Origin of the sequence: Maritimibacter sp. 55A14 (genome assembly GCF_003122205.1) — a bacterium.
GTDB lineage: Bacteria > Pseudomonadota > Alphaproteobacteria > Rhodobacterales > Rhodobacteraceae > QEYE01.
Genome location: NZ_QEYE01000004.1, coordinates 16,258 through 36,806, shown reverse-complemented (window position 1 = coordinate 36,806; position 20,549 = coordinate 16,258). Strand labels below are relative to the sequence as shown.

The following is a 20,549-nucleotide window of genomic DNA, read 5'->3' as shown; positions in this document are numbered from 1 at the left end:
ATCCTATCCTTTCAGCCGTATCGCCACGTTCTTGGTCTGCACGTAATTCCAGAGCGCCTCGCGCCCCTTTTCGCGGCCGTAGCCGGATTTGCCATAGCCGCCGAACGGGGTCTCCACGCCGCCCGCGAACCACTCATTGACGAAGACCTGCCCGGCGCGCAAGCGGCGCGCGGCGCGGGTGGCGCGGTCGAGATCGCGGGTGAAGACGCCGCCGACCAGCCCGTATGGTGTGCCGTTGGCGATCGCGATCGCCTCGTCCTCGGTCTCGAAGCGCATCACCGACAGGACCGGCCCGAACACCTCCTTGTTGGCGATCGCCATCTTCGGGGTCACATCGGCCAGCACGGTGGGTTCCAGGAAGGCGCCGGGGATGTTCATCCGGTGCCCGCCGGTGACGAGGCGCGCGCCCTGCCCGGCGGCGTGGGCGACCATGCTCTCGGCCCGGTCGCGCTGCTTGTCCGAGACCATGGCGCCCATGTTCATTCCAGCCTCGCGCCGCTCGATGCCGGGGCCCACCGACATCGTCTGCGCTACGCCCGCGACCCGCTCCACCAGGTCGTCATGCAGGCTCTCGTGCACGATCACCCGGCTCATTGCCGAACAGACCTGTCCCGCGTTGAAATAGATGCCCCAGCGCACGTCGTTCATGAAGGCGTCCAGATCCGCGTCGTCATGCACGATCGCGGCAGACTTGCCGCCCAGTTCCAGCACGCAGGGCACGACATTCTGCGCCGCCGCCGTTGCGATGGCGATGCCCGTGGGCACCGAGCCGGTGAAGACGATCTGGTTCACGTCCGGATGCGCCGCCAGAGCCGCGCCGGCCTCATGCCCCAGTCCGCAAAGGATGTTGACCGCCCCAGCGGGCAGGCCCGCGGCCTCGGCGGCACGGGCTAACCAGGCGTTCGAGAGAGGGGTGAGTTCGGGCGTCTTGACCACGCAGGCATTGCCGGTCGTCAGCCCCGCCGACAGCGACCGCGCCGTCATCTCGACGGGATAGTTCCACGGGATGATCTGTGCCGAGACGCCATAGGGCTCGTGCATGGTGAAATCGAAATAACCCGCGCCGAGGGGGATCGAGCGACCCTCCACGGTTTCCGCCTGGTTGCCGTAATACTCGAAATAGCGGGCGGCGCCCTGCACCTCGCGCCGTGCCTCCCAGAGCGGCTTGCCCTGTTCGGAGGTCAGCACCGGAGCGATCTCGTCGATATGGTCCAGCAGGTAGCGGCCCATCGCCTGCACCATGCGGCCGCGTTCGACCGGGCGCAGGTCGGTGAGCGCTCCTGAAAGATGCACCCGCCTGGCCGCCTGCACCGCGCGGTCCACATCCGCCGCGTCCGCCAGCGCATGTTCGGCGAGCGCGGCGCCGCTGCCCGGATCGGTCACCGTCAGCCGGCCGGCGCCGCCATCCGTCCAGTGCCCGTCCACGTAATTACGCCAGTAAGGTGCGATCCCAGCCATTTCCGGCCTCCCTGAATGATGGCCCTGTCCCAACATGAGGCGCAGACCCGGTCCCGGTCCGCTTTCGCCCCCCGCGACATGGCCGGGCCGGTCCCCGACGCGGACCGATCCCGTTAAACGGTGATTCACTCCCCGCTGCTATCGAGTCTGCAGGGAGTGGCTTATTACGAGGGTAACCGGATGAGCGTGGGGGACAATAGCCGGCCGATCATCATCAAGCGCAAGAAGGTGTCGGGCGGAGACGGCCATCACGGCGGCGCCTGGAAGGTCGCCTATGCCGACTTCGTCACCGCGATGATGGCCTTCTTCATGCTGATGTGGCTGCTCAACGCCACGACCGAGAAGCAGCGCAAGGGCCTAGCAGACTACTTCAACCCGACCATCTCGGTGAACCGGGTCTCAGGCGGCGGCGACGGTGCCTTCAGCGGCGACAGCATCTTTACCGAGGAAACGCTGGTGCAGACCGGCACCGGGGCCAGCGCCAGGCATCCGACTGAGATCGACAAGGCGCGCGGCGCAACGGGCTCCGACCCGCTGGCCGATGGCGGGGTTGCGCTGCAGGACGCCGCACTCAAACGGGTCGAGGAGGCCCTGCGCGGCAACAGCGGCGAGAGCCAGGTGGAGGACGAGTTGCTCGTGCATGTGCGCACGCGGGTCAGCGACGAAGGGCTGATCGTGGAACTGTTCGACCTGCCGGGCCAACCGCTCTTTCTGGATGACGGCACCGGCCCTGCGCCGGTCCTCAGGCAGTTATCGGCCATGCTCGCGGAGGTTTTCGCGCTGGTCAGCAACGATGTCGCGGTTGCCGCGCATACGCGCTCGCGCGCCATCGTGCTGCTGGAGAACCCGATCTGGGATCTCTCCGCCGGGCGCGCGCAGGAGATGCGCCGCCTGCTGGAGGGCGACGGCTTCCCGCCCGCGCGCGTGCAGCGGGTGACGGGGTGGGCGGATCGCAGACTGACCGATGCCGACCCCATGGCCGGCCGCAACGACCGGCTGGAGGTGACGCTGCTGCGCGCGGATCGCTGAGGCCGGAATTTAGCGCGGATTTTATCTGTTAGCGCGCTGTTAAGCCTGGCCCCGGATAGTCGGCTCCGACCATGCGGGACTTTGCACAGAAAGGCGCAAGATGACGATTTCCTCCTCGCTCAATTCCAGCGTTGCCGGACTCAACGTGAACGCCACCCGGCTAGCCACCATCTCCGACAATATCGCGAATTCCGGAACCTTCGGGTACCGCCGGGCGGTGGCCGATTTCCAGTCGCTGGTCAATGGCAGCGTGAACGGTTCCTTCTCGGCGGGCGGTGTGCGCGCCACGACGACCCGGATCGTCGATCAGGGCGGCTCGCTGGTCACCAGTAACAACCCCACCGACCTGGCGATCGGCGGGCGCGGCTTCCTGCCCGTGACTGCCGCCAGCGCGGTGGGCAACGCCGGTGGCCCGCTGCCGGTGATGATGACCACGACCGGATCCTTCCGGCCCGACGCGAGCGGCGTGCTGCGCACCGAAACCGGGCTGGTCCTGCTGGGCGTTCCAGCCAGCCCGGACGGCACCATCCCCGCTTTCCCGCGCGATTCCTTCGACGGGCTGGAGCCGGTGCGGGTCAGCCTCAACCAGTTCGCCGGAAACCCCACGACCGAGGTCGGGCTGGGCCTGAACCTGCCCGCCACCGCGACCGAGGCCGGCGCCACCGGCGCGCCCTTCGACCTGTCGGTGGAATATTTCGACAATCTGGGCACCTCGCAGTCGCTCGACCTGACCTTCACCCCGGCCGTGCCCGCCGCCGGCAGTTCCAACCAGTGGACCCTGACCCTTGCCGACAGCGCGTCCGGCGGCGCCGTGGTGGGCGAATATACCATTGACTTCGACCCGAACCGGGCCAGCGGCGGGACCATCGCCGCGGTCACGCCTGTGACCGGCGGCCCCTACGACCCGGCCACGGGGCTCTTCACCGTCAACGCTGCGGGCGGGCCGATCGACGTCAGCATCGGCCAGCCCGGCAGCCCGGACGGCCTGACCCAGCTTTCCGACAGTTTCGCGCCGGTCTCGATCACCAAGAACGGCTCGCCCGTGGGCAATCTCAGCGGGGTGGAAGTGGATGAGAACGGCCTTCTCCACGCGATTTACGACAGCGGCTTCACCCGCACGATCTACCGCATCCCGCTGGTCGACGTGCCCAACTCCAACGGCCTGATTTCGCTCAGCAACCAGACCTACCAGGTCTCCCCCGAAAGCGGCGCCTCCTTCCTGTGGAATGCCGGCGACGGACCCGTGGGGGACCTGATCGGCTTCGCGCGGGAGGAATCGGCGACCGACGTGGCCGGGGAACTGACCCAGTTGATCCAGACGCAGCGCGCCTATTCCTCGAACGCCACGGTGATCCAGACGGTGGACGAAATGCTGCAGGAAACCACCAATCTCAAGCGTTGATCCGCGCCGCGGTTCGGTCTGACGGAGCCAAAAGATGAGTTTCAGCACTGCCCTATCCAACGCCCTCTCGGGGCTCACCGCGACAACGCGGACGATCAACGCGATCTCCTCCAATGTCGCCAACGCCTCGACACCGGGCTACGGGCGGCGCGAGGTGCTGCTGTCCAGTCTCGCCATCGGCGGGCTGGGCGGCGGCGTGCGCGTGGACGGCGTCGCGCGGATCACCGACCAGGCCGCGATCGCCGACCGGCGCGCGGCGGATGCGGCGCTGGGCGACGCGGCGCTGCGCACCGATTTCCTGGCGCGGGTGGAGGACGTCACGGGCATTCCGGGCTCGGGCGGTTCGCTGTCGGACCGGTTCACGACGCTGGAGGTGGCGCTGGTCGATGCCGCCGGCCGCCCCGACCAGCCCAGCCGGCTGATCGCCATCCGCGATGCCGCCGTGGCGCTCGTCGGGCAGTTCAACCGTATCTCCGACGACATCCAGGCCCAGCGCGCCGCCGCGGATGCCGGGATCGCGCGCCAGGTCTCCGACCTCAACGGCGCGCTTGCGCGTGTCGCCGATCTGAATTCGGCGATCCGGGCGCGGCAGGGTGCCGGAACGGATACCGGCGCCCTGGCCGACGAGCGCCAGCGCCTGATCGACGGCATCTCCTCCATCGTGCCGGTGCGCGCGGTGGCGCGAGACGGCGCGCAGATCGCGCTTTACACGACAACCGGCGCGGCGCTGGTGGATGGAAGCGCCTCGCGGCTGGACTTCTCACCCGCAGGGTTCATCGACCCGGCAATGACGCTGGCGGGCGGCGCGCTTTCGGGTCTAGCGCTGAACGGCAAGCCCGTTGCCACGAGTGGCGAGCGCGCGACGTTCGCGGGTGGCGCGTTGGCCGCGAATTTCGCGCTTCGCGACGATCTGGCGGTTTCGGCCAATGCCGGGCTGGATGCGCTGGCCCGCGACCTGATCGAGCGTTTTGCCGATCCGGGCGTAGATCCCACGCTTGCCCCCGGTGCGCCGGGGCTCTTCACCGATGCGGGCGCCGCCTTCGTGGTCGGGACCGAGCCCGGCCTGGCGGGCCGCATCGCCTTCTCCGTGCTCGCTGATCCGGCCAGCGGCGGCGACGTGGCGAGGCTTCGCGACGGTCTCGGCGCCGCCGCCCCCGGGCCGGTCGGCAATTCCGCGCAGCTCACCGCCATTGCCGCTGCGCTCGCCGCCCCGCGCGTGCCCGCCAGCGGAGGCTTCGGCGGCATCGCGCGCTCCGCCCCGGAACTTGCGGCGGATTTCCTTTCCCGCATATCCACGGCGCGGCAGGCTGCCGAGACCGACCGCAGCTTCGCCGCGGCCCGGCAGCAGGCCTTCACGGCCGAGGAACTGCGCGCCGGTGTCGATACCGACCAGGAACTCCAGACCCTCCTGGTCGCCGAACAGGCGTTTGCCGCCAATGCCCGCGTGCTCCAGACCATAGACGACATGATGGCCACCCTGCTGAGGATCTGATCCATGCCCCTGACTTCGATCGGCGACCTGGCGCAGAGCCACCTGCTGCGCCTCAACAATACCCGGCTCAAATCGGCGCTCGACGGCTTGACGGGCGAACTGGGCAGCGGCCGCAAGGCCGATATCGGCAAGGCGGTGCGGGGGGATTTCCGGCCGCTGGCCGCGCTCGACCGATCCATCGGTCTGCTGGACCGGTTCCAGCAATCCGTTTCCGAAGCGAGGCTGCGCGCAGGCACCATCCAGACCCTCCTCGGCGGCCTGCAGGAGGCGAGCGACCGGTCGGCGGGGGCGCTGACAACCGCCGGAACGCATGGGGGGGGCCGGAACTGGCCGTCGCGTCGCGCGCCGCGCGGGGAGATTTCTCTGCCTCCGTCGCGGCGCTCAACACCCGCGTTGCAGGCGCGGCGCTTTTCTCCGGTCTGGCCACGGACCGTCCGGCGCTGCCGGATGCCGGCACCCTGCTGGCCGAACTCGGCACGTTGACGGCGGGCGCCACGACCGCAGCGGATGCCGCCGCAATCGTCGAGGCCTATTTCACCGCGCCGTCCGGAGGGTTCGAAGCGGCGTATCTGGGCGATCCCGCTTCTCTGGACCCGGTCTTGCTGGGCGAGGGGGAAAGTGTCGATCCGGGCCCCACCGCGCTTGCGCCGGAATTGCGTGCGGCGCTTTCAGGGCTGGCGATGGGCGCGCTTCTGGACGGCGATCTTCCGGGTCTGGCCGGGTCCGAACGCGGGGCGCTGGCACGCCGCGGGGGCGAGGCGCTTTTCGGTGCCGCGGCCGGGCTGGTGACGCTGCGCGCGCAGACCGGCGTGGCGGAGGAACGGATCGAGCGCACCGGGGCCGAGAACGCAGCGCAACGCACGGCGCTGGAAACCGCGCGATCCGGGATCACGGATGCGGATCCGTTCACCACCGCCACGGAACTGGAGTCAGTGACGGCGCAACTCGAGATCCTGTTTTCGCTGACCGCGCGCGTGTCGCAGCTCTCCCTGTCCAGTTTCCTGAGGTGATCCGATGCGCCTGTGCTGGTATGCCGGCCTGATCTTCTGCCTGACCTTCTGGGCTGGCGGCCTGAACGCTGCACCGATCCGGATCAAGGACCTGGTCGCCTTCGACGGCGTGCGCGGAAACGACCTGGTGGGCTATGGTCTCGTGGTGGGTCTGAACGGCACCGGCGACGGCCTGCGCAACGCGCCCTTCACCGAAGAGATCATGACAAACCTGCTGGAACGGCTGGGCGCCAATGTCACGGGCGAACAGTTCCGCCCCAAGAATGTCGCCGCCGTCTTCGTCACCGCCCATTTGCCGGCCTTCGCGCGCTCGGGCAGCCGCATCGACGTGACGATATCGGCGATCGGCGATGCCAAGAGCCTTCTGGGCGGCACGCTTGTGATGACGCCGCTCAACGCGGCCGATGGCCAGATCTACGCGGTGGCCCAGGGAACTGTGCTGGCCGGGGGGGCGACCGCGTCCGGGGATGCCGCGGAAGTTACCCAGGGCGTGCCGACAGCGGGCGGTATCCCCGCGGGCGCCTATGTCGAGCGCGAGGTCGCCTTCGCTTTTGGCGACATGACGTCTGTGCGCCTTGCGCTCAGGGAGCCCGATTTCACCACCGCGCTGCGGATCGAGGAGGCCATCAACGGCGCCTTCCCCCGCCCGGTCGCGCGGATGCTGGATGCGGGGACGGTACGGCTGGATATCGCCGCCGCCCGCCAGCCGTCGCCGGCCCATGTCATCAGCCGGGTGGAGAACATCACCGTCCAGCCCGAACAAAGGGCGCGTGTTGTGGTGGATCAGCGCTCGGGCACCATCGTGATGGGGGCGGATGTGCGGATATCGCGCGTCGCCGTAGCCCAGGGGAACCTGACCCTGCGTATCCGGGAGACCCCGATCGTGGTGCAGCCCAACCCGTTCTCGGAAGGCGAAACCATCGTGGTGCCGCGCAGCGAGGTGGCGCTGGAGGAAGAGCCGGGCCTGGGCCTGGCGGAGCTTTCGGACGAGACCTCGCTGTCGGACGTGATTGCGGGGCTCAACGCGCTGGGTATATCGCCGCGCGATATGATCGACATCCTCAAGACGATCAAGGCCGCGGGCGCGCTGCACGCGGAGTTCATCGTGCGCTAGTGGGGAGGGGTCGCGCCTCGGCCGGTATTCGCGCCGGCAGCGCTTTGAATCCCTGCCGATGTGCTGTGCGCGGTGCGGCTGGAAGCGGCAGTCGCAAGGGGAACGGGGGCTCCGCCCCCGGACCCCCGGAGTATTTTTGGGAAAGATGAAGGAGGCCGTGTTTGTGCCACTGAAGTGGCGTCTGTGACAAGTACGGAAGGCCTGGATAAGGGCCAGCGACCCGGCAGGGACGAGGTGCGGGGCATCTTGAGAGCGTCCTCGGGCGAGCCGGACCCATGAGCAGGGGTGACGTGAAGGCCGGTACCTTGGTTCCGGCGGCCTCCCTGAGTTCCGCGGCGGTACGGGTCCGGGGCCAGGTGGAGCAGTGCCTTCGGCGGGAGCGCGATCGCGACATTGCGCCCGCGCGACGGCCCCGCCCGCGTGGGGCGCCATCCGGCGTCGGGCTTTCGGGGCAGGGCATATTTCGGCCGCAATCTGTAGAAAAAAGCGCATCTCCGGCCGCAAACAGGCGGCCACCGCCCCGGAATCCGTTCGAATTCTGCTGCCCGACGAGGGCTGGCAGGCGTGTAATTCGCCCGGTCGAAGTATGATTCGACACCTTTCGGAGGCTGCGAGGCGCTGGCGGTTCACATCCATGCGAGAGGGGACGGAACTGGACGGTCCGGCATGTCACCGGTCCCTGTCGCACCGGGCCGCGCCGCACCCGCGGATGCATTTGGTGACTTTGTCACAGAAGCGATCTCACGGGAATGTTATCTCTTGACGCAATTCCCGGAAGGCGGCCGGCACGGACAAGGCGCCATGCCTCCGGTCGCGGAGCCAAGCGGCGCGTCCCGCAGACCATGGCCGCCCATCCGGATCATACCGTCAACAGATGCGGGCATGCCCGCATTTCATGGATGCGGAGGAAACCATGAAAGACTACCCGATCGCTATGGACGTCAAACCGCAGGTCAAGGCGTTCTTCGACCCCGACACCAACACGATCAGCTATGTCGTGAAGGACCCCGAATCCGATGTCTGCGCGGTGGTCGATTCGGTGATGGATATCGACTATGCCGCCGGGCGGATCACCTATGACCATGCCGACGAGATCATCGCCCATATCCGCGAGAACGGCCTCTCGCTGGAATGGCTGATCGAGACCCATGTTCACGCCGACCACCTGTCCGCTGCACCCTACATCCAGGAAAAGCTGGGCGGCAAGATCGGCATCGGGGAAAACATCCTGATCGTGCAGGACACGTTCGGCAAGGTCTTCAACGAGGGCACCGAGTTCCAGCGCGACGGCAGCCAGTTCGACCGGCTGTTCAAGGATGGCGACACCTACACCGTCGGCGGCATGACCTGTTTCGCGATCCACACGCCGGGGCACACGCCCGCCTGCATGACCCATGTGATGGGCGACGCGGCCTTCGTGGGCGACACGCTCTTCATGCCCGATGGCGGCTCAGCGCGGGCGGATTTCCCCGGTGGCGATGCGGGGACGCTCTTTGACAGTATACAGAAGGTTCTGGCGCTGCCCGACGAGACGCGGCTCTTCATGTGCCACGATTACGGCCCGAACGGGCGCGACATCCAGTGGGAGACCACGGTGGCCGAGGAGAAGGCCCACAACATCCATGTCGGCGGTGGCAAGACCCGCGAGGAGTTCATCAAGTTCCGCACCGAGCGCGACGCCACGCTGGACATGCCGCGGCTGATCCTGCCCTCGCTCCAGGTCAACATGCGCGCCGGCGAGGTGCCCCGCGACAAGGACGGCAATCCGATGCTCAAACTGCCGGTCAACGCGCTTTGACCGGGCGCGGGAAAGGAACCGACATGGATATCAGGACCATTTCCAAGGCGCTCGGGGTCAGCCCGCAGATCGCCGTGGACGACATCCCGGCAATCGCGGAGCAGGGCTATCGCGCGATCATCTGCAACCGCCCCGACGGCGAGGGCGCCGACCAGCCGACCTTCGACGAGATAGAGGCGGCGGCCAAGGCGGCAGGGCTCGAGGCGCGTTATATCCCTATCGTCGCGGGCAAGGTGCGCGACGAGGATGCGCGCGAATTCGGCGAGGCGATGCAGGCATTGCCAAAACCCGCGCTGGCCTATTGCCGGACGGGAACGCGGTCGGCCACGCTGTGGTCACTCAGCCAGGCTGAAACACTGCCGCTGGCCGACATCCTGGCAACCACCAAGACGGCGGGTTACGACATGGCCGGGGTCGTGCGGCGGATCGCCAATGGAGGGCGCACGCCGACCGATACCGCCGATGCCGCTTTCGACGTGGTGATCGTGGGCGCCGGCGCGGCGGGCATATCCGTGGCGGCCAGCCTGCGCAGCCGCAAGCCGGATCTGGAGGTCGCGATCATCGACCCCGCGGACATCCATTACTATCAGCCCGGCTGGACGATGGTCGGCGGCGGCATATTTCAGGCCAGCGACACCGCCAGGACGATGGGATCGCTCATCCCGCGCGGGGTGCACTGGATCAAGTCCGCCGTCGCCGCCTTCGAGCCGAAGGACGACGCGGTGATCCTCGATGGCTGCCGGGTGGTGAAGTACAAGCGCCTGGTGGTCTGCCCCGGCCTGAAGCTCGACTGGCACAAGGTCGAGGGGCTGGTCGATACGCTGGGCAAGAACGGCGTGACCTCGAACTACCGCTACGACCTGGCGCCCTATACCTGGGAATTGGTCCAGGGGATGCGGCGGGGCCGCGCGCTCTTCACCCAGCCGCCGATGCCGATCAAATGCGCGGGTGCGCCGCAAAAGGCGCTCTACCTCTCCGGCGACCACTGGTTCCGGACCGGCGTGCTCAAGGATATCGACATCCAGTTCCACAATGCCGGCGGCGTGCTTTTCGGCGTCAAGGACTACGTGCCCGCATTGCAGCGGTACATCGACAAATACGGCGCGACGCTCAACTTCTTCAACAATCTCGTCGCAGTGGACGGAGCGGCGAAGAAAGCCTGGTTCGATGTGGCCAAACCCGACACGCCGGTGGAACGCATCGAGGTGGAGTTCGACATGATGCATGTCTGTCCGCCGCAATGCGCGCCGGATTTCATCCGCGTCTCGCCGCTGGCCGATGCCTCCGGCTGGGTCGATGTGGACCAGACCACGCTGCGCCACAAGGAGTTCCAGAATATCTGGAGCCTGGGCGACGTGATGAACGCCCCCAACGCCAAGACCGCCGCGGCCGCGCGCATCCAGGCGCCGATCGTGGCCGAGAACCTGGCCGACGACATCGACGGGCGGTCGCCGCGGGCGATCTATAACGGCTACGGCTCCTGCCCGCTGACGGTGGAGCGTGGCAAGATCGTGCTGGCGGAGTTCGGATATGGCGGGGTCATGCTGCCCAGCTTCCCGAAATGGCTGATCGACGGGACCAAACCCACCCGCGCGGCCTGGCTGCTGAAGGAACGCCTGCTGCCGCCGGTCTACTGGAAGGGCATGCTGCGCGGCCGCGAATGGATGGCAAAGCCCGAGAAGGTCTCCGCCGGGTGAGAAGCACCCGACGCGGGCGGCACGGCGAAGGCCGCCAGGCCTGGCCGGCGGGGGCGTTCCGCCGGGTTTTTTCATGCGACAAGGCCCCGACATGACCCTCCGCCCGCTCCAGCGCTACCTGCCTGTTCTCGACTGGGGACGTGGCTATGGCCGTTCGGCGCTGACCAGTGACCTGATCGCGGCGGCGATCGTGACGATCATGCTGATCCCGCAATCGCTGGCCTACGCGCTCCTGGCCGGATTGCCGCCGGAAACGGGGCTCTATGCCTCGATCGCGCCGATCGTGCTCTACGCCGTCTTCGGCACCTCCCGCGCGCTTGCCGTGGGGCCGGTTGCGGTTGTTTCGCTGATGACGGCCGCGGCCATCGGCGATGTCGCCGAGGCGGGCACCGCCGGTTACGCGGCGGCGGCGCTGACGCTGGCGGCTCTGTCGGGGGGGATGCTGCTGCTGATGGGGGTGTTCCGGCTGGGATTCCTGGCGAATTTCCTCTCCCATCCGGTGATCGCGGGCTTCATCACGGCCTCGGGCGTGCTGATCGCGGCGAGCCAGCTCAGGCATATCCTGGGGATCGAGGCGCATGGCCACACCCTGCCCGAGATCCTGCTCTCGCTGGCCGCGCATCTGCCGCAAGCGAACCTCGCGACCCTGGCCATCGGGGTTGCCGCCACCGGGTTCCTCTTCTGGGTGCGCAAGGGGCTCAAGCCGTTGCTGCGGTCGCTGGGGCTGGGTCCGCGGCTTGCCGATATCGCCGCCAGGGCCGGGCCGGTGGCCGCGGTCGCCGCGACAACGGCGGCGGTCTGGCTGGGCGGGCTCGACGCGTCGGGCGTGGCCATCGTGGGCGAGGTGCCCCAGGCGCTGCCGCCGCTGACCGTGCCTGCTGCCACGCCCGAACTGATCCGCGCGCTCGCCATTCCGGCGCTGCTGATCTCGGTGATCGGCTTCGTCGAGTCGATCTCGGTTGCCCAGACGCTCGCCGCCAAGAAGCGCCAGCGTATCGACCCCGACCAGGAACTCATCGGGCTGGGAGCGGCCAACCTGGGCGCGGCCCTCACCGGCGGCTTTCCGGTCACCGGCGGCTTCTCGCGCTCGGTGGTGAACTACGACGCGGGCGCCGAAACCCCCGCCGCCGGCGCCTTCACCGCCGCGGGGCTGGCCATCGCCGCGCTGGCGCTGACCCCGCTCATCCATTACCTGCCCAAAGCGACGCTGGCGGCGACGATCATCGTCGCGGTGCTCAGCCTGGTGGATTTCTCGATCCTGCGCCGCGCCTGGGGTTACTCGAAGGCCGATTTCAGCGCCGTCGCCGCGACCATCCTGCTGACCCTGGGCTTCGGGGTGGAGGCCGGCGTGTCGGCCGGCGTGATCCTGTCGGTGGCGCTCTTTCTCTACAAGACCTCGCGGCCGCATATCGCCGAGGTGGGCCTGGTGCCTGGCACCCAGCATTTCCGCAACATCAACCGCCACAAGGTGCTGACCGATCCGGGGCTTCTGACGATCCGCATCGACGAGAGCCTCTATTTCGCCAATGCCCGCTATCTCGAGGATTTCCTGCTGGACCGGATCGTGGCCGACCCGGCGCTGCGCGACGTGGTGCTGATGTGCTCCGCGGTGAACGAGATCGACATGAGCGCGCTCGAATCGCTGGAGGCGATCAATGCGCGGCTGGCCGATATGGGCCTGACGCTGCACCTGTCGGAGGTGAAGGGCCCGGTGATGGACCGGCTCCAGCGCACGCACTTCCTCGATGCTCTGACCGGCAAGGTCTTCCTGTCGCAATACGATGCCTACCGGCGGCTCGCGGGCCGCGTCCGGGCGGCCGAATGAGCCGTCAGCCCTCGGGACGGGTGGCGACCATGCTGTCGCGCGCCGCGAAATCCGCCTCCCAGGCCGCCAGCGCGTCGTGAGCCTGCCGCCAGTCGCGGCCGCCGTGGCGGAAATCGAGATAGCCCAGCGCGCAGCCCAGCGCGATCTGGCCCATGTCGAGCGGGCCGGCCAGATGGCCCGGCCAGCGTGCCTCCAGCGCATCGAGCGCGCGCGCGACCTTCGCCCATTGGCCCTCCACCCAGGCCGCGACTCGCATCGCCTCGGGGCGGCAGCGCGCCTCGTAGACCATCAACACGGCGGCATCCATGATCCCGTCCGCCGTCGCCTCTAGCGTCAGCACCTCCCACAGACGCGGCGGCGCGGGATAGAGCCCGGCCCCCGCCCGGTCGTCGAGATAGCGGCAGATCACCCGGCTGTCATAGAGCGTGCCGCCATCGTCGCGGACCAGCGCGGGGATCTTGCCCAGCGGGTTGTGGGCGACAGGCATGCGCGACGGATCGGTGGGCGCGCCCACCGCGGGGATGCGCTCCACATCGGCACTCTGGCCGGTCTCGTGCAGCAGCACGTCCACCTTGCGGCAGAAGGGCGACGCGGGGTTGTCGAAAAGCTGCATCACGGGCGGCGCAGCCGGATGCGTCCCAGCGCGGTCGCGTCTATCTCCAGGCCCGGCCCGTCCTCGCCCAGCCGGATCACGCGGCGGAAGCGGGCCGAAGCGTTGGCCTGCCGCCGGTCGCGCGGGCGATGTGCGCAGATGCCCTCGGGCACCCGGTCGAGCGCATCCTCCGCACCCTGGTCGGTTGCCGAGCGCCCGACGCGGCGGCTCAGCGCATATGCGGCGAGCGCCAGCGTGCCATAGCGCAGCGCGACACCGGCGATGGGGGCAAGGGGCAGGGCCATGACGCATCCTCCTTATGGATGTTCCTGAAGCTAGTCCGGCGCCGCGGGTCTGTCCATGTCCCGCGCAGGGCCGCCCGTTCTTCTTGCTTGAAATATCCCCGCCGGAGGCATGAATCCTTCTATGCGCTCAGGCCACCAGCCGCGTTCCGCTATGGCCCGTCACCAGGGCCTCCACGATCCGGCCTTCGGGCCGGTCCGCGGTGAAGGCGACCTCGGCGAACTGTTCGGTCCGGCCCATGCGCGGGCTTTCCATCAGTACCTTGTGGCGCCGCCCGGTCTGGCGGGCGAGATGCGCCTCCACCTGCCCGGCGCCGGCCGCGCGCAACCGCGCCGCGCGCTCGCGGATCGTGCCGCCCGCGACTTGCGGCATCCGTGCCGCGGGCGTGCCCTTGCGCGGCGAATAGGGGAAGACATGCAGCCAGGTCAACCCGCAGTCCTCCACCAGCCTGAGCGAGTTCTCGAACATTCGCTCGTCCTCCGTCGGGAAGCCGGCGATGATATCCGCGCCGAAGACGATCTCGGGCCGCAGCCGGCGCGCCTCGGCGCAGAAGGCGATCGCGTCGTCGCGTGAATGCCGCCGCTTCATGCGCTTGAGGATCATGTCGTCGCCCGCCTGCAATGACAGATGGAGATGCGGCATCAGCCGCGCCTCGGTCGCGATGGCCAGCATCAGGTTCTCGTCGGCCTCGATGGAATCGATGGACGAGATGCGCAGCCGCGGCAGATCCGGCACCAGCCGCAGGATGCGCATCACCAGATCGCCCAGCCGCGGCGTGCCGGGCAGGTCGGTGCCCCAGCTCGTCAGGTCCACACCGGTCAGCACGACCTCGTTGAAGCCCTTGTCCGTCAGCCGTCGAATCTGCTCCACGACCACGCCCGCGGGGACCGAGCGCGAATTGCCCCTGCCGTAGGGGATGATACAGAACGTACAGCGGTGATCGCAGCCGTTCTGCACCTGCACATAGGCGCGCGAGCGGCTGCCGAACCCATCGATCAGGTGGCCCGCGGTCTCGCGCACGCTCATGATGTCATCGACCTGCACCTTCTCGGTGCGGCCGACAAAATCGGGCCCGCGCGCCAGCCCGGCCCAGGTCGTGCCCTGCATCTTCTCGGTATTGCCGATCACCCGGTCGACTTCGGGCATGGCGGCAAAGGTGCCGGGTTCGGTCTGCGCCGCGCATCCGGTCACGATCAATGTCGCGTCGGGGTTGGCGCGCCGCAGTCGGCGGATCTCCTGGCGCGCCTTGCGCACCGCCTCGGCGGTCACCGCACAGGTATTGACCACCACGGCGTCTTCGAGCCCGGCTGCAGCCGAGAGTTCTCGCATCGCCTCGGTCTCGTAGGCGTTCAGCCGGCAGCCCAGCGTGGTGAAGACCGGCGCGCTCATCGCGCGGCCTCCAGGAAATCCGGGGTCAGCACGCCGTCGAAGACATGGGCACTGGGGCCGGTCATCCAGACGCCATCGTCGCGCCAGTCGATCTCCAGCAGGCCGCCGTCGAGCTCGATCGTCAGCTTGCGGGAGGTCAGCCCGCGCCGCGCCGCCGCGACCCCCGCCGCACAGGCCGACGAGCCCGAGGCCAGCGTCACGCCCACGCCCCTCTCCCAGACCCGCATGCGCAGCCGGTCCGGCCCGGTGACCGAGACGAACTGAACATTCGTGCGCTCCGGGAAGAGCGGGTGATGCTCCGCTTCGGCGCCGCGGGTCTCCAGCGCGACGGCCTCCGCGTCCTCGACGAAGAAGGTGCAATGAGGGTTGCCCATCCCGGTGGCGGTGGGTCCGCCCTCGATCGGCAGCGTCAGCGTGTCGGTCTCCTCCGCCAGCGGGATCTCGTCCCAGGCCAGCAGCGGGGCGCCCATGTTGACCGATGTCAGGCCGCCACCGGCATCCACCGCGATCAGCGTGCCGCGGTCGGTGGTCAGTTCCAGCCGGTCCCGGCCGGTCTCGCGCATCAGATGGCGCGCCACGCAGCGGGTGGCGTTGCCGCAGGCCTGCGCGACCGAGCCGTCCGCGTTGAAAAAGCGCAGCCGCGCGTCGCCCGCCCCGGCCTCGATGACCGCAAGCTGGTCGAAGCCCACGCCCCGGTGCCGGTCCGCGATCGCCCGGATCAGCGGCGCATCGAGCGCAACGGGCCGTGCGCGCGCGTCGAGCACGACGAAATCGTTGCCCAGCCCATGCATCTTCATGAACGCGATGCCGTCCATCCCTGCCTCCATCCGACGCGCAGGCATATAACCGCCCCGCGGCGGTTTGACCATATCGCGCCGGCGCGCCGCGGGCTGCAAGAAAACTCACGCAAACCCTCTTGACCGCCCCCGCCGCCCTCTGTACCTAGCGGGCCTCGAGTGGGCCGTTAGCTCAGTTGGTAGAGCAACTGACTTTTAATCAGTGGGTCGCAGGTTCGAATCCTGCACGGCTCACCACTGAAATCAATAACTTAGCAGCTAACAATCACCGCCCTAACGCGGCATCCTGATTTATTGGGGGACGTATGGGGGACAGAGTGGGGCATTTCGTCCCTCTAGGATTGCGCCGCCCCCGCAAGATGACTGGCGTCGAACCTATCCCGGATACGGCATGCGCGTTCACCGGCTATCGTGCGATTGCATGTACTGGCTCCCGCCCGCTGGATTGGAAGACTTGCTACCTAATGTATCAACCGCACCACGGAACTCATACAGGATTCCAGTCGGTTGTGTTGGGCGTGGCCCAGGTAGGGCAGGTCCAAAGATAATGCGCTTCTCGGGCTGAGGCGGCAGGGCGTAACGCAGAGCAAGCTGGCGGAAGTGCTGCTGGACATGCGGGGCATAGAGGCGCTCGCGTGTTACCTGAACAGCCCGCTAAGGCGGGGCGAGACCAAGCGGATCGTTCTGAACGCGCTCAGGGACGGCCCAAAGACCAACACGCAGCTAGGCGGGCCATTCGAAGGGTCAGGCCGGATATAACCCCAAGGGCGGCGGCAAACCGCTCGTATCAGGCGTTGCTGCGGCTGGAAGACAAGGGCCTGGTCAGGCGTGAGGGGCGGGTGTGGGTCATTCTGGTTTAAGTTGGGTATATGTTAGTATATAAAATCACTAGAGAGTTAGGTTCCTGGGTAGGATTCAGTAGTAATTATCTTACATGCCTCACGGAGCGAACCCCTAGAGCGAGCGAGGACCAAGCCTTGAAGAAGGTCAAGTTCTATTACTTTAAATCTCAATCCCATCAAGAGATTAAGGTTGATGGGGCCATTGGTGGCCCATCACCGGCTGGCGACCGCATATCTATGTCTGTATACACAGAGCGACACGCCATCCCACAGGTAATTGTTCAAGAGGTGACAGAAGAAGGCACGCTGGGCAATGAAATAAGGGACGAGCGCGAAGGGAAAGACGGCATAGTTCGCTCAGTGCAAGCCACACTCCACATGGACTTGGGGCAAGCACAGGCTGTATACGATTGGCTTGACAAGCAGATCAGTGAGATAAAAAAGCAAAAGGATAAGTGAAATGTCGGTCGCCGAAATAATACCGCACTCTCCGAATGCAAAGTACTCTCCAGCGCATAATGATAACATTCGTGATGGAGCTTACTGTGGCGAGGGGGAAATCACTGACACGCGCAGCAATAGTGGCAATGAGCGCATCTACTCTACGGCAGTAATTGCTCCGTTCTGGTCTGGTCTGGTCTTATTGCTTCTAAGCGGAACATTTTCTCTAGCTGGGCTTGTGTTCGAGTATAACCCAGCTTCCTTGATTGGCGCTGCCCTACTACCTGCGGCGTTGTTCTCGCTGGTGTTATGGATTGCGCGCGCGAATGGCGAACGGCAAAAGAAAATGGATAGATAGGCTTACAGACAGGGCTCTGGACGCTGGCAGCATCCCGATGTTTCGGGGGGCTGCTGGAAGTGGTTTATCAATCGCTTTGATTAGCGCAACGCGCGCTGTTCCAGAGGCGTGGGAGATGTACTATCAATTGGGGTGCTTTCTCCTGTTTTTGGCGGGATTAGTTAGGATATTTGTGGCAATTTATTGGAAGTAATACGCCTGCCAGACATAAGTCACGCGTTCAGGCCGTACGCTGCCAATACCCCTTCCAGTTCCGGCTGACCGGCGCACCCATCGCGTTCGATACCATGATATGCGTCAGCGTCCCGTTGTCGGTGCGGCGGTTGTCTTCCAGCCACGCCGCCTGATTGGCGTACTGGTGCAGGTACTGCGGGCTGACATGGTGGTGCTGGCCGACGACCATGCGGCGCAGCCGAGAGAAGTAGCTTTCCGCCATGTTGGTATGCTTGCTTTGGGCCGAGCGTACTCATTGGCAGCGGCTCGCGACATTATTGAAATCCTAAGAACACAACATATTGATCCATCAGGACGCGAATGCACCATATATGTGCACGCGATTGGGATTCATACTCTGTGGCACAGAACATGACATTTGCAACGGCCGAGAAACTTCGGAATAGTTCGGGTACAACGGGATGAATGCGGTTTCCCGTAGTGTTGCTCTGACCGCGTCAACGGCCAGAGCAACGGGAAGAGGACAAGTCGCGAAACCGATCCTCTCCCTCAATCGCAAAATTTCGGCCTCCGCGCAACGAGAATGGCGGAGACCGACCATGTGAGCGAGGCATCTCATGCTAAACAAGCACCTACGTCGTCGCGATGTTGAAGCCCTCACGGGTCTAAGTCGCAGCACAATCTACGACATGATGGACCGCAATGAATTTCCACGGCCGGTTCGCATAGGCCGCCGCGCCGTTGCCTGGCCGCAAAGCGCAGTAGATGCCTGGCTCGCGGCGCGACCGGAAACAAGCCGAGACCGTGCCTAAACCAACTGCCGCCTCTTAAACTCTAAGAGGCGGGTGCTGTGGAAGGTCGCAGCACATGGTTACCTTCAAGCGCTTCGAATAGCGATGAAGTAGCTCATGAACATTAACGTCACCCTGAAGGGCAGCGACCAACCTCAATGTTGGCAGCATGCAACGGATTCGCCGGAAAGCTATCGAGACATGGTTATCCAAAAATGAGTCGAGAGCAAACGCCGACACCGCACACAATGAAGCCGAAGGCGCGGAATCGCTGCATGTGAAACTAAAAAACCCACGCCAGCGAACGCATGGCAGGGCAAGATCGATCGAGTAGAAACATATGACGAAGAAGACTAGGAGCAAAGGCTTCTTTGCACTGGACGTTCACCAGTTCGAGGGTATCCGCCAGAACGGCTTGGGGGTAGAGGAAGCCGCTACCTATCTTTCTCTTCTGAAAAGCACCGATCAGGGTAACGTCGTATCAAGCGGCGGCATTCGATCGGTCATGAACTATTCCGGCCTATCACGGGCAGAAGTAAAACGGGCAATCCGTAATCTTGAATGTAGGGGCTTGATCGAGTGCCTAGAGGTCGAGCGCGAGCGGGCGCGGAAGGCAGAGCGATATAACCTGCCGATCTATGATAGCCGTCGATCGCTTAGCCTAAAGGAACGCGGGATTGTGGACGCCATCGAGGCGGAGCAACAGCCTGCCGCGAACAGCGATATTCAAGCCGCGCACCGGGCCGCGTCTAAGGGTTGGGTCGAAAAACTGTCTGATGGCTGGCACATCGTTAAGCATTCTAACACGGTCGCTTTCATCCCGAACAGCTTTGTCCAGGTCAGTGAAGGGCAATCCCCGCTTTACCGTCTTGTGAATGTGGGCGAGTTGGGACCGATCATGTTGGCGGCTGAGTTGTATCAGCTTCAGAACCTCATGGACGAGCGGGGTGTGCCGCTGGACGTGGTCCGGGGATATTTCCACGCCGAAAACGAGGAACGGTGCCACAATCACCGCATTCACCATCTCTATCCAGGGCGTCAGCACAAAAACGACGAAACCGGCCAAACCGAGAGTTTCGCCACGGCGCATCGTCGCCGTTGGTGGTCCGGTGAGGGTTTTTGGGACAATCTTCGCGCCCTAGACGCGGCACACGTTACGGAATGGGCTGTCTACAGTGCGAACGGGAAAACACCCGAACACGACGAATACGCCTATAACCGGCCCCAGACCCCGCTCGGTGTTCTTAGGAATGGTCGGCAGGTTCTCAAGACACCCGAAAGCCGCCCCGCCTTCATGGCTTACCTTGTGGCGCGATTGCATGAGGCGGATGGGCAGATCACGGAAAGCCTGCCCCAGTTGATTGAGGAATGGCGCACCGCGTCACCTGTCATTGCCTTTGAAAATGCCTCTGTCTCGCATGTCGAAGGTGTCAGCATTCTTCGCTTGACGCACCGCGCCGCAACCGAAAACGCGAAGGTTTGGTATCATGATTTGTGCCAGGAGTGCGACAAGGCGTTTTTTTTCGTGGAAACGGTCGCGCGGTCCTATTTCCCGCAAGTATCTGGTATCGTTCAGGAAATACAGAACACGCCAGATTTCAAGGAAGCTATCTCAATGAAGATCAATGAATGCTCAATGGCAGTTCAATGAACGATCAAACCTGTGAGAAGAAGGCATCGGCGCTCCGCGCCTCTCTGCTGGGGAAACGGGATATGGGGCTAGCTGAATCTGTAGCACTTCTACGGCAAGCGACAACGCTAGCTGAGGTGTTAGATTGCTTAGAAGATAAGAAGGCTTCGTCTGAGGCAACGTCGCGCCCCACCCCGAACGTGGTTTCCCTTTGCCAGTATCGGCAACAGAGTCGCCAGGAAGTCCCATGAGTGCCTTGTCTGAGAAAACCTGCCGAAACCCCGACCCGAAATCGCCTAACGGCGCTCAGTGGCCTTCTCAGCGCCTCTACGGGCGTGCGATTGGCAGGGAATTTGGGAAGCGCCCATGCGCGAACCGATACCGGGCAACTTTCCAAATGATTTCGG

Annotated in this window: 18 protein-coding genes, 1 tRNA gene and 1 pseudogene; 14 read left to right on the top strand and 6 right to left on the bottom strand. The window is 65.6% G+C overall.

The window, feature by feature from the left end; all coding sequences use genetic code 11:
• Nucleotides 1-3 precede the first annotated feature (3 nt).
• A complete protein-coding gene (locus DDZ14_RS04420) occupies nucleotides 4-1,458 on the bottom strand; it encodes an aldehyde dehydrogenase family protein (RefSeq protein ID WP_109423738.1) in 1,455 nt (484 codons plus the stop codon).
• 180 nt (nucleotides 1,459-1,638) lie between these two features.
• Here DDZ14_RS04420 and DDZ14_RS04415 point away from each other — a divergent pair, with 180 nt between their 5' ends.
• From DDZ14_RS04415 to DDZ14_RS04375, 9 genes are all read left to right on the top strand, one after another.
• Nucleotides 1,639-2,487 (top strand): flagellar motor protein MotB, encoded by an 849-nt coding sequence (locus tag DDZ14_RS04415; protein WP_109423737.1) that lies wholly within the window; start codon nucleotides 1,639-1,641, stop codon nucleotides 2,485-2,487.
• Between the two features lie 100 nt (nucleotides 2,488-2,587).
• Nucleotides 2,588-3,889: a flagellar hook protein FlgE gene (locus tag DDZ14_RS04410; protein WP_109423736.1), complete on the top strand. Its 1,302-nt coding sequence runs from the start codon at nucleotides 2,588-2,590 to the stop codon at nucleotides 3,887-3,889.
• A 34-nt stretch (nucleotides 3,890-3,923) separates the two neighbouring features.
• Nucleotides 3,924-5,381 (top strand): flagellar hook-associated protein FlgK, encoded by a 1,458-nt coding sequence (flgK, locus tag DDZ14_RS04405; protein WP_109423735.1) that lies wholly within the window; start codon nucleotides 3,924-3,926, stop codon nucleotides 5,379-5,381.
• A gap of 3 nt (nucleotides 5,382-5,384) precedes the next feature.
• Nucleotides 5,385-5,864, top strand: a complete 480-nt coding sequence (locus DDZ14_RS04400; RefSeq protein ID WP_109423734.1) for a hypothetical protein — start codon at nucleotides 5,385-5,387, stop codon at nucleotides 5,862-5,864.
• On the top strand, nucleotides 5,861-6,391 hold the full coding sequence (locus DDZ14_RS04395) for a flagellin (RefSeq protein ID WP_109423733.1): 531 nt from the start codon (nucleotides 5,861-5,863) through the stop codon (nucleotides 6,389-6,391). The genes DDZ14_RS04400 and DDZ14_RS04395 overlap by 4 nt, the downstream gene beginning before the upstream one ends.
• A gap of 4 nt (nucleotides 6,392-6,395) precedes the next feature.
• A complete protein-coding gene (locus DDZ14_RS04390) occupies nucleotides 6,396-7,505 on the top strand; it encodes a flagellar basal body P-ring protein FlgI (protein ID WP_109423732.1) in 1,110 nt (369 codons plus the stop codon).
• A 913-nt stretch (nucleotides 7,506-8,418) separates the two neighbouring features.
• Nucleotides 8,419-9,303, top strand: a complete 885-nt coding sequence (locus DDZ14_RS04385; protein ID WP_109423913.1) for an MBL fold metallo-hydrolase — start codon at nucleotides 8,419-8,421, stop codon at nucleotides 9,301-9,303.
• 23 nt (nucleotides 9,304-9,326) lie between these two features.
• A complete protein-coding gene (locus DDZ14_RS04380) occupies nucleotides 9,327-11,000 on the top strand; it encodes a bifunctional protein tyrosine phosphatase family protein/NAD(P)/FAD-dependent oxidoreductase (RefSeq protein WP_109423731.1) in 1,674 nt (557 codons plus the stop codon).
• Between the two features lie 91 nt (nucleotides 11,001-11,091).
• Entirely contained in the window at nucleotides 11,092-12,825 is a 1,734-nt protein-coding gene (locus DDZ14_RS04375; RefSeq protein ID WP_109423730.1) for a SulP family inorganic anion transporter, read from the top strand.
• A gap of 4 nt (nucleotides 12,826-12,829) precedes the next feature.
• Here DDZ14_RS04375 and DDZ14_RS04370 read toward each other — a convergent pair whose 3' ends face one another.
• From DDZ14_RS04370 to dapF, 4 genes are all read right to left on the bottom strand, one after another.
• Nucleotides 12,830-13,438, bottom strand: a complete 609-nt coding sequence (locus tag DDZ14_RS04370; RefSeq protein WP_109423729.1) for a glutathione S-transferase — start codon at nucleotides 13,436-13,438, stop codon at nucleotides 12,830-12,832.
• Entirely contained in the window at nucleotides 13,438-13,722 is a 285-nt protein-coding gene (locus DDZ14_RS04365) for a hypothetical protein (RefSeq protein WP_109423728.1), read from the bottom strand. The genes DDZ14_RS04370 and DDZ14_RS04365 overlap by 1 nt, the downstream gene beginning before the upstream one ends.
• Nucleotides 13,723-13,849: 127 nt before the next feature.
• Nucleotides 13,850-15,109, bottom strand: a complete 1,260-nt coding sequence (gene mtaB / locus DDZ14_RS04360) for a tRNA (N(6)-L-threonylcarbamoyladenosine(37)-C(2))-methylthiotransferase MtaB (protein WP_109423727.1) — start codon at nucleotides 15,107-15,109, stop codon at nucleotides 13,850-13,852.
• The gene (gene dapF, locus DDZ14_RS04355; RefSeq protein ID WP_233252479.1) at nucleotides 15,106-15,924 is read right to left on the bottom strand and encodes a diaminopimelate epimerase; all 819 of its coding nucleotides are present in this window, start codon (nucleotides 15,922-15,924) and stop codon (nucleotides 15,106-15,108) included. Before dapF ends, mtaB begins: the two co-directional genes overlap by 4 nt.
• Before the next feature lie 143 nt (nucleotides 15,925-16,067).
• Here dapF and DDZ14_RS04350 point away from each other — a divergent pair.
• The 3 genes from DDZ14_RS04350 to DDZ14_RS19345 all read left to right on the top strand — a co-directional run bounded on the left by DDZ14_RS04350 (nucleotide 16,068) and on the right by DDZ14_RS19345 (nucleotide 17,547).
• Nucleotides 16,068-16,143 (top strand) — tRNA-Lys (locus DDZ14_RS04350).
• Nucleotides 16,144-16,883: 740 nt separating this feature from the next.
• Complete coding sequence (locus tag DDZ14_RS04345) at nucleotides 16,884-17,207, top strand: hypothetical protein (RefSeq protein ID WP_146193086.1); 324 nt, start codon at nucleotides 16,884-16,886, stop codon at nucleotides 17,205-17,207.
• Nucleotide 17,208: 1 nt separating this feature from the next.
• Nucleotides 17,209-17,547, top strand: coding sequence for a hypothetical protein (locus DDZ14_RS19345; protein ID WP_146193085.1), 339 nt, complete (start codon nucleotides 17,209-17,211; stop codon nucleotides 17,545-17,547).
• A 220-nt stretch (nucleotides 17,548-17,767) separates the two neighbouring features.
• On the opposite strand, the pseudogene DDZ14_RS04340 reads toward DDZ14_RS19345, so the two are convergent.
• A pseudogene (locus tag DDZ14_RS04340) lies at nucleotides 17,768-18,001 on the bottom strand (transposase); the annotation flags it as partial.
• Nucleotides 18,002-18,338: 337 nt separating this feature from the next.
• Here DDZ14_RS04340 and DDZ14_RS04335 point away from each other — a divergent pair.
• A complete protein-coding gene (locus DDZ14_RS04335; RefSeq protein WP_109423725.1) occupies nucleotides 18,339-18,533 on the top strand; it encodes an AlpA family transcriptional regulator in 195 nt (64 codons plus the stop codon).
• Nucleotides 18,534-18,852: 319 nt separating this feature from the next.
• Nucleotides 18,853-20,163 carry a hypothetical protein gene (locus tag DDZ14_RS04330; RefSeq protein ID WP_109423724.1) on the top strand — a complete coding sequence of 437 codons (1,311 nt, stop codon included), beginning with the start codon at nucleotides 18,853-18,855 and terminating at the stop codon, nucleotides 20,161-20,163.
• Nucleotides 20,164-20,549 lie beyond the last annotated feature (386 nt).